16 protein-coding genes are annotated in these 15,583 nt (G+C 74.8%); 9 read left to right on the top strand and 7 right to left on the bottom strand.

Annotation, left to right across the window (positions count from 1 at the left end; genetic code table 11):
- The first annotated feature begins 17 nt into the window (after window positions 1-17).
- Window positions 18-1,031 carry a nicotinate-nucleotide--dimethylbenzimidazole phosphoribosyltransferase gene (locus tag ACQEVB_RS38345; RefSeq protein WP_432983978.1) on the top strand — a complete coding sequence of 338 codons (1,014 nt, stop codon included), beginning with the start codon at window positions 18-20 and terminating at the stop codon, window positions 1,029-1,031.
- Window positions 1,028-1,750: an adenosylcobinamide-GDP ribazoletransferase gene (locus ACQEVB_RS38340; protein WP_432983975.1), complete on the top strand. Its 723-nt coding sequence runs from the start codon at window positions 1,028-1,030 to the stop codon at window positions 1,748-1,750. Before ACQEVB_RS38345 ends, ACQEVB_RS38340 begins: the two co-directional genes overlap by 4 nt.
- Window positions 1,751-1,829: 79 nt before the next feature.
- Here the strand turns inward: ACQEVB_RS38340 and ACQEVB_RS38335 are convergent, their stop codons facing one another.
- The 3 genes from ACQEVB_RS38335 to ACQEVB_RS38325 all read right to left on the bottom strand — a co-directional run bounded on the left by ACQEVB_RS38335 (window position 1,830) and on the right by ACQEVB_RS38325 (window position 4,567).
- Complete coding sequence (locus ACQEVB_RS38335) at window positions 1,830-2,966, bottom strand: branched-chain amino acid aminotransferase (RefSeq protein WP_432983972.1); 1,137 nt, start codon at window positions 2,964-2,966, stop codon at window positions 1,830-1,832.
- Window positions 2,967-3,030: 64 nt separating this feature from the next.
- On the bottom strand, window positions 3,031-4,128 hold the full coding sequence (gene gcvT, locus ACQEVB_RS38330) for a glycine cleavage system aminomethyltransferase GcvT (protein ID WP_432983969.1): 1,098 nt from the start codon (window positions 4,126-4,128) through the stop codon (window positions 3,031-3,033).
- Between the two features lie 10 nt (window positions 4,129-4,138).
- Window positions 4,139-4,567 (bottom strand): SRPBCC family protein, encoded by a 429-nt coding sequence (locus ACQEVB_RS38325; protein ID WP_432983966.1) that lies wholly within the window; start codon window positions 4,565-4,567, stop codon window positions 4,139-4,141.
- 23 nt (window positions 4,568-4,590) lie between these two features.
- Here ACQEVB_RS38325 and ACQEVB_RS38320 point away from each other — a divergent pair, with 23 nt between their 5' ends.
- On the top strand, window positions 4,591-5,148 hold the full coding sequence (locus ACQEVB_RS38320) for a TetR/AcrR family transcriptional regulator (protein WP_432983963.1): 558 nt from the start codon (window positions 4,591-4,593) through the stop codon (window positions 5,146-5,148).
- Here ACQEVB_RS38320 and ACQEVB_RS38315 read toward each other — a convergent pair.
- Window positions 5,138-6,346: an amino acid permease gene (locus ACQEVB_RS38315; protein WP_432983960.1), complete on the bottom strand. Its 1,209-nt coding sequence runs from the start codon at window positions 6,344-6,346 to the stop codon at window positions 5,138-5,140. The genes ACQEVB_RS38320 and ACQEVB_RS38315 overlap by 11 nt on opposite strands.
- A 172-nt stretch (window positions 6,347-6,518) precedes the next feature.
- Here ACQEVB_RS38315 and ACQEVB_RS38310 point away from each other — a divergent pair, with 172 nt between their 5' ends.
- Together ACQEVB_RS38310 and ACQEVB_RS38305 are read left to right on the top strand one after the other, a co-directional pair.
- The gene (locus ACQEVB_RS38310) at window positions 6,519-7,988 is read left to right on the top strand and encodes a leucyl aminopeptidase (protein WP_432983957.1); all 1,470 of its coding nucleotides are present in this window, start codon (window positions 6,519-6,521) and stop codon (window positions 7,986-7,988) included.
- 232 nt (window positions 7,989-8,220) lie between these two features.
- A complete protein-coding gene (locus tag ACQEVB_RS38305) occupies window positions 8,221-8,667 on the top strand; it encodes a DoxX family protein (RefSeq protein WP_432983954.1) in 447 nt (148 codons plus the stop codon).
- Window positions 8,668-8,676: 9 nt separating this feature from the next.
- On the opposite strand, the gene ACQEVB_RS38300 is transcribed toward ACQEVB_RS38305, so the two are convergent.
- The gene (locus ACQEVB_RS38300; RefSeq protein WP_432983951.1) at window positions 8,677-8,994 is read right to left on the bottom strand and encodes an oxidoreductase; all 318 of its coding nucleotides are present in this window, start codon (window positions 8,992-8,994) and stop codon (window positions 8,677-8,679) included.
- Between the two features lie 148 nt (window positions 8,995-9,142).
- On the opposite strand from ACQEVB_RS38300, the gene lpdA reads away from it, so the two are divergent.
- The 4 genes from lpdA to ACQEVB_RS38280 are packed head-to-tail and all read left to right on the top strand — an operon-like array spanning window position 9,143 to window position 13,901.
- Window positions 9,143-10,534, top strand: a complete 1,392-nt coding sequence (lpdA, locus tag ACQEVB_RS38295; protein ID WP_432983948.1) for a dihydrolipoyl dehydrogenase — start codon at window positions 9,143-9,145, stop codon at window positions 10,532-10,534.
- A gap of 46 nt (window positions 10,535-10,580) precedes the next feature.
- Window positions 10,581-12,383, top strand: coding sequence for a 2-oxoglutarate dehydrogenase, E2 component, dihydrolipoamide succinyltransferase (gene sucB, locus ACQEVB_RS38290; protein WP_432983945.1), 1,803 nt, complete (start codon window positions 10,581-10,583; stop codon window positions 12,381-12,383).
- 57 nt (window positions 12,384-12,440) lie between these two features.
- Window positions 12,441-13,331, top strand: a complete 891-nt coding sequence (locus tag ACQEVB_RS38285) for a TIGR01777 family oxidoreductase (protein WP_432983942.1) — start codon at window positions 12,441-12,443, stop codon at window positions 13,329-13,331.
- A gap of 24 nt (window positions 13,332-13,355) precedes the next feature.
- Complete coding sequence (locus tag ACQEVB_RS38280; protein ID WP_432983939.1) at window positions 13,356-13,901, top strand: YciI family protein; 546 nt, start codon at window positions 13,356-13,358, stop codon at window positions 13,899-13,901.
- Here ACQEVB_RS38280 and lipB read toward each other — a convergent pair.
- Both lipB and ACQEVB_RS38270 read right to left on the bottom strand, forming a co-directional pair.
- On the bottom strand, window positions 13,898-14,638 hold the full coding sequence (gene lipB, locus ACQEVB_RS38275) for a lipoyl(octanoyl) transferase LipB (protein WP_432983936.1): 741 nt from the start codon (window positions 14,636-14,638) through the stop codon (window positions 13,898-13,900). The genes ACQEVB_RS38280 and lipB overlap by 4 nt on opposite strands.
- 10 nt (window positions 14,639-14,648) lie before the next feature.
- Complete coding sequence (locus ACQEVB_RS38270) at window positions 14,649-15,575, bottom strand: LLM class F420-dependent oxidoreductase (protein ID WP_432983933.1); 927 nt, start codon at window positions 15,573-15,575, stop codon at window positions 14,649-14,651.
- Window positions 15,576-15,583 lie beyond the last annotated feature (8 nt).

Genomic DNA, 15,583 nt, shown 5'->3' with positions numbered 1-15,583 from the left:
CTGTTAGGAAACACCCCGTGGATCTCCCCACCGTTCCCGTCCCCGACGAGCAGGCGCACCGTGCGGCGGTGGCCCGCCATGCCGAGTCGGCGGTGCCCGCCGGCGGGCTCGGCCGCCTCGCCGAGCTGGGCGTGTGGCTCGCCGGCGCCCGCGGCACCTGCCCGCCGCCGCCGCCGGAACGGCCGCGGATCGTCGTCATCGCCGGCGACCACGGCATCGCCGAGGCGGGCGTGTCGGTGCACCCGGCCGGCATGACGGCGCAGCAGGTCACGACGCTGCACCACTCGTCGTCGCCGGTGGCGATACTGGCGCCGGTCGGCGGGGCCACGGTGCGCGTCGTCGACGTCGGCCTCGCGGCGGGCGGCATCACCGGCGGCGGGCAGTACCGGGTGCGGCCGGGCAGCGGGCGCATCGACCGCGAGGACGCGCTCCTGGAGGCCGAGACCACGCACGCCGTCGCCGTCGGGCGGGCGATCGCCGACGAGGAGGTCGACGCCGGCGCCGACCTGCTCGTGCCGGGCTCGCTGGGGATCGGGGCCACCACCGCGGCGGAGGTGCTGGTCGCGGCGATGACGGGCACCGAGCCGGTGGCGGTCGTCGGGCGCGGCAGCGGCATCGACGACGCCACCTGGATGCGCAAGGCCGCCGCCGTCCGCGACGCACTGCGCCGCACGAAGGCCGTCCGGCACGACCCGCTGGGCCTGCTGCGCGTCGCGGGCGGCGCGGACATCGCCGCGCTCACCGGGTTCTGCCTGCAGGCCGCGCTGCGCCGCACCCCCGTCCTGCTCGACGGGGGCGTCGTGCCGGCCGCGGCCGCGCTGCTGGCCGAGCAGCTCGCGCCCGGCGCGAAGGCGTGGTGGCTGCTGGCCCAGCGCTCGACCGACCCCGCGGCCGGCATCGTCGTCGAGCGCCTCGGGCTGGAACCCCTCGTCGACCTCGGCGTGCGGCTGGGCGACGGCACCGGCGCCGCGGCGGCCCTGCCGCTCGTGCGGATGGCGGCTCTGCTGCTGGCCGGGGCCGCGCCGGCGTGAAGGGGCTCGCGGTCGCGTTGTCCCTGCTCACCGTCCTGCCCGTGCGGGTGGCGACGGTCGACCGGGCGACGGCGGCGGCCGCGTTGCGCTGGGCACCGGTGGTGGGGCTGCTGCTCGGTGCGGCCGCCGGCGGATTGGTCGTGGGCCTGAGCGCACTCGGCCTGCCGGCGCTGGTGGTCGGGTTGCTGACCGTCGGTGCGCTGGCGCTGGCCACTCGGGGCATGCACGTCGACGGGCTCGCCGACACCGCCGACGGGCTCGGCTGCTACGGCCCGCCCGAGCGGGCGCTCGCCGTGCTGCGTGACGGCGGCGCCGGCCCGTTCGCGGTGGTGACGCTGCTCGTCGTGCTGGGGGTGCAGGCCGCGGCGCTCGGCGCCGCCACCGTGCCCGCGGTCGCGCTGGCCGCGGCGACCGGGCGGGCGACGTTCGCGTGGTCGTGCCGGCGCGGGGTGCCCGCGGCCCGTCCCGACGGGCTCGGCGCGCTGGTCGCCGGCTCGCAGCCGTGGTGGGTCGCGCCGCTGTGGTGGCTGGTGCTCGCCGGGGCCTCGGTGCCGGTGCTGGGCTGGCGTGGGCCGGTGGCGGTCGCGCTCGCCGCAGTGCTCGCGATCGGCCTGGCCTGGCATACCGCGCGGCGCTTCGGTGGGGTCACCGGCGACGCGCTGGGCGCGGTGTGCGAACTGGCGACCACGGCGGCTTTGGTGGTGGCGGCAGTTCGGTGATCAAGGGCAAACTGTCGTCAGTCGATCTTCGTCAACGACCTTTTGCCCTTGATCACCGCCACCATCCGGGCCGCCTCCGTCAGGCCGGCACCATCGTGTGCATCCACGAGTGCGTGTCCGGGGCCGCGCCGCGCTGGATGGACGTCAGCAGCTCGCGCAGCCGCAGGGTGACCGGGCCGGGTTGGCCGCCCCCGATCCGCGCCTCGCCGTCGTGGCTCTTCACGCCGCCGATCGGCGTGATCACCGCAGCGGTGCCGCAGCCGAAGACCTCGCTGATGGTGCCGTCGTTCGCCCCGTCGATCCACTCCTTGCCGGAGATGCGCCGCTCGGTGACCTCGCAGCCGATCTCCTTCGCGAGCACCAGCAGCGCGTCGCGCGTGATGCCCGGCAGGATGCTGCCCGACAGCGTCGGCGTGACGACCTCCACGTGGTCACCGGAGCCGAAGACGAAGAACAGGTTGTTGGAGCCCATCTCCTCGACCCACGTCCGCTCCTCGGCGTCGAGGTAGGCGACCTGCGCGCAGCCGTGCGCCGTGCCCTGGGTCTGCGGCAGCAGGGACGCGGCGTAGTTGCCGCCGCACTTGGCCGTGCCGGTGCCGCCCTGCGCGGCGCGGGTGTAGTCGGTGGACAGCCACACGTCGACGGGCTTGACGCCGCCGGCGAAGTACGGGCCCGCGGGCGAGGCGATCAGCACGTACAGGTACTCGGCGGACGGTCGCACGCCCAGCCCCACCTCGGTGGCGAGCATGTAGGGCCGCAGGTAGAGCGAGTCCTCGCCGCCGGCGGCCGGCACCCACTCGCGGTCGGCGTCGAGGAGCTGCCGCAACGACTCCAGGAACAGCTCGTCGGGCAGCTCGGCCATCGCCATGCGCGCCGCGGACCGGCGGAACCGGGCGGCGTTGGCGTCGGGCCGGAAGCAGGCGATCGAACCGTCGGGGTGGCGGTAGGCCTTGAGCCCCTCGAAGATCTCCTGCCCGTAGTGCAGGACCATCGAGGCCGGGTCGAACGACAGCGGGCCGTAGGGCTGGAGGGTGGCGTCGTGCCAGCCCCGGTCGGCGCTGTCTGCTCGCTCCGACGAGCTCCGCTCGGCCGACCACCGGATCGTGACCATGTGGTCGGTGAAGTACCTGCCGAAGCCGGGGTCGGCCAGGATCTCCGCGCGCCGCTCCGGGGGTGTGGGAGCAGGGTGCGGGGTACGGGTGAATGGCACGGTCATGCGGACAAGGTAACCGGGCCGGTCGATGGTCGGAAGCCCGACCATCCCCCGTCCCAGCAGCTGATCAGCGCACGTGCGTCGCCACGAACGGCGGCTTCACGACGGTGGCCTCCAGCGCGCGTCCGCGCACGTCGATGGTGACGGTGTCGTCGAGCTCGACACCGGCCGCGGTGTCGATCAGCGCGAGCGCGATGCCGGTCTTCAGGCTCGGCGAGAACGTGCCCGACGTGGTGACGCCGACCCGTTCGCCGTCGCGCAGCACGTCCATGCCCGGACGGGGCACGCCGCGGCCGGTGGCGCGCAGCCCGCGCAGCCGGCGCACCGGTCCGGCGGATCGCTCGGCGAGCAGCGCGTCACGGCCCCAGAACTCGGGCTTGTCCCAGCCCACCGCCCAGCTGCTGCCGGCCTGCACGGGGGTGATGGCGGTCGACAGGTCCTGCCCGTGCAGGGGGTAGCCCATCTCGGTGCGCAGCGTGTCGCGGGCCGCGAGGCCGCACGGGGCGGCGCCCTCGGCGAGGATCGCGTCCCAGACGGGTCCGGCGCCGTCGTTCGGGAGGATCAGCTCGTAGCCGTGCTCGCCGGTGTAGCCGGTGCGGCAGACCCGCACGCCGGAGCCACCGTCGATCTGCGCGTCCAGGAACGCCATGTAGTCCAGGCCGCCCAGGTCGATCCCGCCGAGCGCCGAGGTGACCACCTCGGCCGACGCCGGGCCCTGCACGGCGAGCACGGCGCGCTCGGTGTGCCGGTCGGTGACCGTGACGCCCTCGGGTGCTGCGGCCCGCAGCAGCTCGGCGACCTGCGCGGAGTTGGCCGCGTTCGGCACGGCGAGCACCTCGTCCGGCCCGACGAGGTAGACGATCAGGTCGTCGACGACACCGCCGGACTCGGTGCAGCACAGCGTGTACTGCGCGTGCCCCGGCCCGATCTTCCCGAGGTCGGCGGTGAAGCAGCGGTTGACGAACTCCGCCGCGCCGGGCCCGGCCACGACGAGCTTGCCGAGGTGACTCACGTCGAACACGCCGGCCGCCCCGCGCACCGCGAGGTGCTCGGCGACGGTGCCGTCGGGGTAGGACAGCGGCATCGACCAGCCGCCGAACTCACCGAGGGTGGCCCCGAGGGCGACGTGCCGGTCGTGCAGCGGGCTGGTCAGGAGATCGTCCACGCTCCGGACGCTACTGCGCCCGCTCGGCCTCGGTGCAGCAGCGCCGGAAACCCTCCGCCTCCAGGCTGAGGTAGCGCCGGGTGAGACCGCCGTAGACGCGCCCGACCAGCCGGCCGAGCGGGCCGTGCTGCACCAGCCGGAGGGTGAGGCGGGCGCCGTCGCCCTCGGGTTCGACGAGGTGCTCGCCGACCGTGCGCGCCCCGGGCGCCCTGGACTCCCAGACCATGCCGCCCTCGTCGAGCCGCGTGACCGTCCAGATCGCGCGCGGCAGCTTGGGCTGGCGCACCTCGGCGCGGGAGCCGACGGCGAGCGGCCCGGGATCCAGGCGCCGGACCGACGTGATCGACGGCGTCCAGCGCGGCCAGTCCTCGACGTCGACGAGCGCGGCGTGCAGGCGCTGGACCGGGGCGGCCACGTGCAGGGTGTGCGTGAACTCCACCCGAAGAATGTACCATGTGGTACATGCTGTCCCGCGAGTCGTTGCTCGACGCCGCGATCGCCCACGTCGAGCAGCACGGACTGGGTGAGCTCTCGCTGCGCGCGCTCGCCGCCGAGCTCGGCACCAGCCACCGGATGCTCAGCTACCACTTCGGCTCCCGCGACGCTCTGGTCACGGCCATCGTCGAGCGCGTGGAGCAGCGCCAGCGCGACCGCCTCGCGGAGCTGTTCGCCGACCCGGACATCCCGCCGCTCGAGCAGTCCAGGCGGTTCACCGAGCAGCTCCTCGACCCGGCGCTGTGGCCGGCGGAGCGGCTGTTCTTCGAGGTCTACGGGCAGGCGCTGGCCGGCCGGCCGCACACCGCCGAGTTCCTCGACCGGGTCGTCACGGCGTGGCTCGACCCCGTCACCGAGCAGTTCGTGCGCCTCGGGCTACCCGCGGGCGCGGCCCGCGCCCACGCACGGCTCGGCCTCGCCGTCACCCGCGGGCTGCTGCTGGACCTGCTCACCACCGGCGACGTCGACGGCGTGCGCGCGGCGTTCGAGCTGCACCTGGCCGGCTACGCGGCGATCATGGGGTGACCCGCACGGTGGCGGCCGCCCATCCCACCGCGACCAGTGCCACCGCCACCAGCACCTGGATCGGCGGCAACGACGCCGCCAGCACCAGCGTCAGCACCAGGCCCAGCACCGGTGCCCAGCGCGGCCAGCTGCGACCGGCGGCCGGCAGCCGCATGGCCGCCAGGTTCACCACCGCGTAGGCCAGCAAAACCGCGCACGCAGACACCGCGATCGCGGCGGCCTGCCCGACCAGCAGCACCACCACGATCGACGCCGCCCCGGCGACGAGCCCGGCCCGGCAGGACGTGCCCCGAGCACCGGCCACGGCCAGTGCGGCCGGCAACTCACCGGCGCGCGCCATCGTCACCACGGTGCGGCTCAGCCCGCCCATGATGCCGAGCAGTGCCCCGAGTGCCACGACCGCGGCCCCCACCCGGACCAGCACGCCCATCGCCGGTGCGCGACCCGCGTCGACCACCGCGGCCAGCGGTGCCACCTCGCCGGCCAGCCGTTCCGGGCCCATCCCGGCGAGCAGCGCGACCGCGAGCAGGAGCAGCACCGCGAGCCCGATCGCCGACGTGGCGAGCACCGCGCGCCGCAGGGCCGCCGGAGGCTCCTCCGCCGCCGCGCCGACGACCGCGGCACGGGCCAGCCCGGCGAACGCGAACGACACGTACCCGGCCGCGCCGGTGATGCCCAGCGCGCCCCAGCCCAGCACGACCGGGTCGAGCACCAACCCGGCAGCCGGCGCCACCGGGGCCTGACCCGTCATCAGCAGCGCGGCGAGCACGGCGAACAGCAGGACCGCGATCGTGCCGCCGACCAGGGCGTACGTGCCGCGGACCGTCGCGCGCAGGCCCGCGACGTGCGCGATCGTCGCGACCACGATCACGCCGATCGCCGCCGGGACCGACGCCGTCGGCAGCACGTAGGACCCGAACACCAAGGCCACCGCCGCCGCGGCCGCGGTGCGCGCGACCAGGAACGCGACCGCGCCCAGCCGGCCGACGGCGTCGGGCAACCGGGCACGGACGATGTCGAGGGCGCCGAAGTCGCCCACCCCGTCCGTCGACGGGCGCTCGCCGGCGAGCACCAGCTCGGCGGCGGAGGCGGTGGTGCAGAACGCCGTGAGAGCCGCGAGCAGCACCGCGAGCGGCAACCACCGTCCCGCGGCGGCCGCCGCCGGACCCCAGACGGCGAACGCGCCGGCACCGAGCACCGTCGCCAACCCCAGTACGACCACATCGGCCGTACTGAGTCGACGCGGTGGCGGAGGCACTTGTACAGCCAAGCATCCCGGGCTGCCCGATCCGGGCGCACGCCGGTGTCATTAGCATCTCGAACGGATCTCGCCCCCGATCCCACCGCTCCCCGAGAGGAAGTCCGCGCACGTGACGACCGAGCTGCACCCCGCCACCGCCTCCGCCGCGACCGCCGCCGTCGACGCCGTGGTCGTCGGGCTCGTCCAGGGCGAGGACGGGCCGGTGCTCGCCGACGGCGCCGCCGACGTCGCCGAGGCGTTCGACGGCCGGCTGCCGGAACTCCTCGCCGCCGTCGGCGCGACCGGCAAGGCCGACGACGTCGTCAAGATCCCGACGGCCGGTGCCATCGCCGCGCCGCTGCTGGTGGCCGTCGGACTCGGCAGGCCCGCGGACGGCGGGATCCCCGGCGACCGGGTGCGCCGCGCCAGCGGGGCCGCGGCCCGCGCGCTCGCCGGCTCCGCACACGCGCTGTCCACGCTCGGCGCGCTCGACCTCGCCGCGGCGGGCGAGGGCAGCGTGCTGGGCGCCTACACGTTCACCGAGTACCGCCGCTCCAACGGCAAGGCCCCGCTCGGCCGGCTCTACCTCGACGGCGACGCCGCGGAGATCGCGCGCGCCGCCGCCGTCGCGCAGGCCGTCGTCACCACCCGCGACCTCGTCAACACCCCGCCCAACGACCTCTACCCGGCCACGTTCGCCGAGCGCGCGGCCGCACTGGCCGCCGACGCCGGCGTCGAGGTCGAGGTCCTCGACGAGCAGGCGCTCGCCGACGGCGGCTACGGCGGCATCCTCGGCGTCGGGCAGGGCTCCACCCGTCCGCCGCGCCTCGTGCGCCTCACCTGGGCCGGCGGTGACGCGCCGCGGGCCAAGGTCGCGCTCGTCGGCAAGGGCATCACGTTCGACACGGGTGGCATCTCGATCAAGCCGGCCGCCAACATGGACCACATGACCAGCGACATGGGCGGCGCCGCCGCCGTCGTCGCCACCACCGTGCTGGCCGCGAAGCTGAACCTGCCCGTCGCCGTCACCGCGACCGTGCCGATGGCGGAGAACATGCCGTCCGGCGCGTCGTACCGGCCCGGCGACGTGCTGCGCATGTACAACGGCACCACCGTCGAGGTGCTCAACACCGACGCCGAGGGCCGGCTGATCCTGGCCGACGCCATCGCCCGGGCCGCCGAGGACTCCCCCGACCTCCTCGTCGAGGTCTCCACCCTCACCGGCGCCCAGCAGGTCGCGCTCGGCATGCGCACCGCCGGCGTCATGGGCACCGACGAGCTGCGCGACCGCGTCGCCGCGCTCGGCCGGCAGGTCGGCGAGGACGCGTGGGCCATGCCGCTGCCCGACCACCTGCGCGAAGGCCTCGACTCCCGCGTCGCCGACATCGCCAACGTCACCGGCAACCGCTGGGGCGGCATGCTCGCCGCCGGCATCTTCCTGCGCGAGTTCGTGCCCGACGGCCTGGAGTGGGCACACATCGACATCGCCGGCCCGTCGTTCCACTCGGGCGGCCCCTACGGCTACACGACCAAGGGCGGCACCGGCGTCCCCGTCCGCACCCTGGCCGCCCTGCTGCAGGAGCTCGCCGACCGGCCCTGACCCCTCGAGTCCCGCGTTCCGCCGCGCGAGTTGCCCATCTCGACAGGGCGAGTTGCCCGTCCCAGCAGGGCGAGTTGGCCGCCTGAGCAGGCGACTCGCCCTGTCGAACGGGCCAACTCGCCCTGTCGAACGGGGCAACTCGCGGGGATTTCTCCGGGCGCGGCGATGAGTTTTCCGAGGAGCTGCGGTCTACCTCCCGACAACCCCGCCCCACGCACCCCGGGAGCCCGCGATGACCGCGACCACCATCACCCGCACCGCCGCCGCCTCGACCTCCGCCGCCCCCACCGCACGCCAGGAAGCCGCGCGCGACGCCGTCGTGCTCGCCTTCCGCCTGGTCATCGGTTTCCTGTACGCCGTGCACGCGGTGATGCCGTACGGCGCGTTCGGGGGCCTGGACGGGCAGGGCGCGGCGGCTCCCGTCGGGAGCTTCCCGTGGGTGGTCGGCTCGCTGCAGCTGGTCGGCGCGATCCTGATCGCCGCCGGCCTGTGGACCCGTCCGACCGCGTTCGTGCTGTCCGGGGTGATGGCCGGCGCGTACTTCATGGTCCACCAGCCGATGGGCGCGCTGCCCGTGCTGAACCAGGGTGAGCCGGCCGCGCTGTACAGCTGGGTGTTCCTGCTGCTCGTCGCGATCGGGCCGGGCCGCTACGCGCTGGACACCCTGCGTCGCCGCTGAGCAGCGCGTTCAGGCCTGGCGGCGCCGGCGCAGGATGCGCTCCCGCGCGTCGTGGTCGCGCATCCGCTGCGGGTAGCCGACGATCTGGGCGTCGTAGACGGGCATCCGCAGCTTCCGGGCGAACCGGGTGGCGGCGGCGGGACCGGTGACGCGGCCGCGGGTCCACGCGCCGTCGGCGTCGACGAGCAGGACGGTCGTCGGCGTGACGGCGGTGCGCGGCTCGACGAACGCCTCGACGCCGTGGTGCGCGCCGACCCAGGCGCGCAGCCGGGCGAGGTCGTCCGTGTCGGCGGCCTCCCGGCCACGCAGTCGGCCCAACAGTCCCATGAGGACCACCTCCTGGTCCTGTCAACGCCCGTGCGCTGTGTTTTTCTCCCGGACGGACCACATCCCGCCCGGGATGGCCATGGGTGACAAGATGGGCCGGAGAGCCCGGCCGACCCCGGGCCGACGGAAGTCGCAAGGGAGCTGTCGGGTGCCGGAGCACACGGTGCACAACGCGGACGTGGTGATCCTGGGTGCCGGTTCGGGTGGCTATGCGTGCGCGCTGCGCGCCGCCGAACTGGGCAAGTCGGTCGTGCTCGTGGAGCGCGACAAGCTCGGCGGCACCTGCCTGCACCAGGGCTGCATCCCCACGAAGGCCCTGCTGCACGCCGGCGAGGTGGCCGACGCCGCCCGCGAGGGCGCGAAGGTCGGGGTGCGGTCCAGCGTCGAGGGCATCGACATGGCCGGCGTCCACTCCTACAAGGACGGCGTGGTGGCCCGGCTGTACAAGGGCCTGCAGGGGCTGATCGCGTCCCGCAAGATCCAGGTGGTGCAGGGCACCGGCCGGTTCGAGGCGCCCAACGCCGTCGTCGTGGGTGACGAGCGCTACGTCGGCACCGACGTGGTCCTCGCCACCGGCAGCTACGCCCGCACCCTCCCCGGCCTCGACATCGGCGGCCGCATCGTCACCAGCAACGAGGCGCTGCACCTCTCGGAGGTGCCCGGCCGCGTCGTGATCCTCGGCGGCGGGGTGATCGGCGTGGAGTTCGCGAGCGTGTTCGCGAGCTTCGGCGCCTCCGTGACGATCGTGGAGGCGCTGCCGCGGCTCGTCCCGGCCGAGGACGAGTTCGCGTCGAAGCTGCTGGAGCGGGCGTTCCGCCGCCGCAAGATCGCCTTCCGCACGGGCGTGAAGTTCACCGGCGCACGGCAGACCGAGCAGTCGGTCACCGTGTCGCTGGAGACCGGTGAGGAGCTGGAGGCCGACTACCTGCTGGTCGCCGTCGGTCGCGGCCCGAACACCGCCGACACCGGTTTCGCCGAGGCCGGCGTGGCGATGGACCGCGGCTTCGTGCAGGTCGACGAGCAGCTGCGCACCAACCTGCCGAACGTGTACGCCGTCGGCGACATCGTGCCCGGCCTGCAGCTCGCCCACCGCGGCTTCGCCCAGGGCATCTTCCTGGCCGAGCAGCTGGCCGGGTTGAACCCGCCGCCGATCGACGAGGCCGGCATCCCGCGCGTCACCTACTGCGAGCCCGAGGTGGCCTCCGTGGGGCTGACCGAGGAGCAGGCCCGCGAACGCCACGGCGAGGTGCAGACCCTCACCTACGACCTGGCCGGCAACGGCAAGAGCCAGATCCTGCAGACCCAGGGCGCCATCAAGCTGGTCAAGGCCGGCGCCCAGGGCACCCCGGGCCCGGTCGTCGGCATCCACATGGTCGGCGCCCGGGTCGGCGAGCTCATCGGCGAGGCCCAGCTGATCTACAACTGGGACGCGCACGCCGACGACGTCGCCGCGCTCGTCCACGCCCACCCCACCCAGAACGAGGCACTCGGCGAAGCCCACCTGGCGCTCGCCGGCAAGCCGCTGCACGCCCACAGCTGACCGGCTCGCCGCCGATCGCAGTCGAGGACAGGAGTACCGACCCGCCATGGCCTTCACCGTCCAGATGCCCGCCCTCGGGGAGAGCGTGACCGAGGGCACCGTCACCCGGTGGCTCAAGCAGGAGGGTGACACCGTCGAGGTCGACGAGCCGTTGCTCGAGGTCTCGACCGACAAGGTCGACACCGAGATCCCCTCGCCCGCCGCGGGTGTGCTCCAGCGCATCGTGGCCGGCGAGGACGAGACCGTCGAGGTCGGCGGCGACCTCGCCATCATCGGCGACGCCAGCGAGGGCTCGGGCGACGCGCCCGCGTCCACCGACGAGAGCACCGAGGAGACGGCCGACGACAGCGCGTCCGCCCAGGCCGCCGAGGAGGCGGCTGAGGACGCCGGGGACGAGCCCGAGGTCGAGGACGCCCCGGCCGACGCACCGGCCCCGCGTCCGACACCGTCCGCGACGAGCGGCGGCGCCGCGAAGGGCGGCTCCGGCACGTCCGTGAAGATGCCGGAGCTCGGGGAGAGCGTCACGGAGGGCACCGTCACGCGGTGGCTCAAGCAGGTCGGCGACACCGTCGAGGTGGACGAGCCGCTGCTGGAGGTGTCCACCGACAAGGTCGACACGGAGATCCCGTCGCCGGTCGCCGGCACGCTGCTGGAGATCACCGCGCAGGAGGACGAGACCGTCGAGGTGGGCGCGCAGCTCGCCGTCGTCGGCGACGCCGACGCGGCCCCTGCCGAGTCCGAGCCGGAGCCCGAACCGGAGCCGCAGCAGGAAGCGCCCGCGCAGGAGGCCCCCGCGCAGCAGGAGGAGCCGAAGCAGGAGTCGGCGCCTGCGCAGAAGGAGGAGCCGGCGGCGGAGGCCGACTCCGACTCCGGTGGCGCGCCGTACGTCACGCCGCTCGTGCGCAAGCTCGCCACGGAGCACGGGGTCGACCTGTCGACCATCACCGGTTCCGGGGTCGGTGGCCGCATCCGCAAGCAGGACGTGCTGGCCGCGGCGGAGGCCGCGAAGCCCGCCGAGGAGCCGGCACCGGAGCCCGCCCCGGCCGCCGCGGCTGCCCCGGCCGCTCCCGCCGCGGCGGCGCCGCGCACGCCGCAGGCCACCCCGAAGCCCGCCGAGGGCGGCCCGCAGCGGGGCTCCACGGTGAAGATGCCGCGGCTGCGGCAGGTGATCGCGCAGCGGATGAGCGAGTCGCTGCGTATCTCGGCGCAGCTCACCACGGTGCAGGAGGTCGACGTCACCCGGATCGCCGCGCTGCGGGCCCGGGCCAAGGCGGAGTTCGAGCGCCGCGAGGGCGTCAAGCTCACCTACCTGCCGTTCTTCGCGAAGGCGACCGTCGAGGCACTGAAGGCGTTCCCGCAGGTCAACGCGTCGATCAACGAGGAGACGAAGGAGGTCACCTACCACGGTGCCGTCCACCTCGCGATCGCCGTCGACACGCCGCGCGGGCTGATCGTGCCGGTCATCCACGACGCCGACGACCTCAACATCGCCGGGCTGGCCAAGCGCATCGCGGACCTCGCGGCGCGCACCCGGGCCAACAAGGTGTCGCCGAACGAGCTGTCCGGCGGCACGTTCACGATCACCAACATCGGCAGCGCCGGCGCGCTGTTCGACACCCCGATCATCAACCAGCCGCAGGTCGCGATCCTCGGCACCGGGGCGATCACGAAGCAGCCCGTGGTGGTGAGCGACGCCGACGGTCAGGACGCGATCGCGATCCGCTCCGTCTGCTACCTGCCGCTGACCTACGACCACCGGCTCGTGGACGGCGCCGACGCCGGCCGCTTCGTGTCGGCGATCAAGGCGCGGCTGGAGGAGGGTGCGTTCGAGTCCGACCTCGGGCTCTGACCCCCGCGGCGCCCTCGCCGGGTCGCGCGAGGGCGCCGGTTCGGCGAAGATCGACGCGTGCGCGTCCTCGTAGCCGGATCGTCCGGTCTGATCGGTACGGCTGTCGTCGCCCAGCTGCGGGCGGCGGGGCACGACGTGCTGCGCCTGGTGCGGCGCGCCCCGGCAGGGCCCGACGAGCGCCGTTGGGACCCGCCGGCGGGTCGGATCGACCGGGGCGCGCTCGACGGTGTCGACGCCGTGGTGTCGCTCGGCGGCGCCGGGATCGCCGACCGGCCGTGGAGCGGCGCGCGCAAGCAGCTGCTGCGCGACAGCCGGATCGGGCCGACGGAGGTGCTGGCGGCTGCGGTCGCCGAGCACGGCGTCGCGTCGTTCGTGTCGGCAGCCGCCGTCGGCTTCTACGGCGACGCGGGGCCCGCGGAGATCGACGAGAGCGCGCCCTGCGGTGACGGGTTCCTCGCCGGGCTGGTGCGCGACTGGGAGGCCGCCACGCGTGCCGCGGCCGACGGCGGCGCCCGGGTGGTCACGCTGCGCACCGGGCTGGTGCTGGCTCGCCGGGGCGGCCTGCTGGGGCCGGTGCGGCCGCTGTTCCGGCTGGCGCTGGGCGGCCGGATCGGGTCCGGCGAGCAGTACTGGCCGTGGATCTCCCTCGACGACGAGGTGGGCGCGATCTGCTTCCTCGTCGAGCACCCGCAGGTCCGGGGGCCGGTGAACGTGACCGGCCCGGCGCCCGTCACCAACGCCGAGTTCACCCGGGCGCTCGCGCAGGCGGTGCACCGGCCGGCGCCGCTGGCCGTGCCGGCCGCCGCGGTGAAGCTGCTGCCCGGGGGGATGGGCGAGGAGATGCTGCTGTACGGGCAGCGGGCGATCCCGGCGAAGCTCCTGGCCGCCGGCTACGACTTCCGGCACCGCACGCTCGACGACGCGCTGGCGGTCGCCGTCGAACGATGATCACGATCGTGGAGACTGGGCCGCGTGGAGTTCCTCTGCTACCACCGCGACCGGCCGGGCTCGACCCCGCTGCGCGGGCACATGATCGAGGCGCACTGGTCGTACATGGACCGGTTCGAGCGTGAGCTGATCGTCCGCGGCCCGACGTTCGAGGACGACGACGAGACGTTGACCGGCAGCATCCACGCCGTCGACGTGCCCGACGCGGCTGCCGCCCGCGCGTTCGCCTTCGAGGAGCCGTGCTACCAGGCCGGCGCCTACCGGGACGTGCTCGTGCGGCGGTGGCGCAACGCGCTGGGCCGCACGATGTGGGAGGCCCCGACGCTGCGCGGCAGCGACCCCGGGTTCCTGGTGCTCGGCCTCGGCGAAGGGCCGCCCGTCGACGTCGAGCCGGCGGACCCCGACCGGCTGATCGCGTACGGTCCCCTGCTCTCCGACGACGGCGCGACCTGGCTGGGCACGGCGGCGGTGCTGCGCGCCGCAGACGCCGCGGCGGCCGGCGCGGTGCTCACGACCGACCGGTACGCGGCGGTCGAGGTGCACAACTGGGAGCCCGGCGGGCGGCGTTAACGGATCGCGGGGTCCAGCTGCAGGTCGAGGCCGACCGGCACGGCCGGCCGCGCCACCGGGTGGTCGGAGACGGGCAGGGTGCCGTCGAGCGCGGCCAGGATCGCGAGCTCCAGCGCGTCGATCACGTCGGACACGGGCACGTCGCGGCCCAGCTCCTCCGTCAGCGAGGTGACGCCGGCGTCGGAGATGCCGCACGGCACGATGCGGTCCCACGCCGACATGTCCGGGTCGCAGTTCAGCGCCAGACCGTGCAGCGTGACCCCGCCCTGCACGCGCACCCCGATGGCGCCGATCTTGCGCTCGTAGCGGGTGGCGTCGGCGGGCAGCCACACCCCGCTGCGCCCCTCGATGCGGCCGGCCTCGGTGAGCCCGTAGCCGTGCACGACGGCGATCATCGCCTCCTCGAGGCGCCGCACGAAGTCGACGACGTCGAGCGGCTCGGCCAGCCCGACGATCGGGTACGCGACGATCTGGCCGGGCCCGTGCCACGTGATGCGGCCGCCTCGGTCGACGTCGACGACCGGCGATCCGTCGGTGGGCCGGTCCTCGGGCTGGGTGCGCTTGCCGGCGGTGTAGACGTGCTCGTGCTCCAGGAGCATGAGCACGTCCGGCCCGGTGCCGTCGCGGCGGGCGGCCGCGTTCTCGCGCTGCACCTCCCACGCCACCTCGTAGTCGACGCGCCCCAGGCGGTCGACGCGGACGGGATCGGCGGTGCGGCGGCAGGATCGGCTGGCCATGGGGCTGAGGCTACGCCAGGTGCGGGGCCACTTCCGCGGCGACGAGCTCGAGGTGGTCGAGGTCGGTCAGGTCGAGCACCTGGAGGTAGACGCGGGTGGCGCCGGCCTTCTCCCGCCACTGCCCGACGGCGTCCACGACCTGGGCAGGCGTGCCGACGAGCGGGTCGCCGGCCAGCTCCTCGCGGGTCTTGCCGGCGGCCGCCAGCCGGCGCTCCACCTCGGCGTCGGAGGCGCCGACGGCGAGCACGTGCGCGAACGACCGCACGATCCCGGCCGGGTCGCGACCGGCGTCGGTGCACGCCTGCGCCACCCGGTCGTACTGGGCGGTCGCGGCGTCGAGCTGCTGGAACGGGATGTTGAACTCGGAGGCGAACCGCGCGGCGAGCGCGGGTGTGCGCTTCGCGCCCATGCCGCCGACGATCACCGGGATCGGCCGCGCCGGTTTCGGCAGCGCGGGCGAGTCGACGAGCGTGTAGTGCTCGCCGCGGAACGTGTAGCTCTCCCCTTCCGGCGTGGCCCAGAACCCGGTGATGATCTCCAGCTGCTCGGCGAGCCGGGCGAACCGCTCCGCCGTCGACGGGAACGGGATGCCGTAGCCGGTGTGCTCGGACTCGAACCAGCCGGCCCCGAGCCCGAGCTCGATCCGCCCGCCCGACATCTGGTCGGCCTGCGCGACGGCGATCGCGAGCGGGCCGGGCAGCCGGAACGTCGCCGACGTGACGAGCGTGCCGAGGGCGATCCGCTCGGTCTGCACGGCCAGCGCCGACAGCGTCGTCCACGAGTCGGTGGGACCGGGCAGGCCGGGCACGCCCATGGCCCGGAAGTGGTCGGAGCGGAAGAAGGCGTCGAACCCGAGCCGCTCGGTGGCCTGCGCCACACGCAGGAGGTCGGCGTAGATGGCGCCCTGCTGGGGCTCGGTGAAGATCCTCAAGTCCACGAGGTCGA

It is taken from the genome of Pseudonocardia sp. CA-107938 (assembly GCF_050936315.1).
Taxonomy (GTDB): domain Bacteria; phylum Actinomycetota; class Actinomycetes; order Mycobacteriales; family Pseudonocardiaceae; genus Pseudonocardia.
The sequence above is the reverse complement of the archived record's forward strand: the minus strand, read 5'-3'. Positions and strand labels throughout refer to the sequence as shown.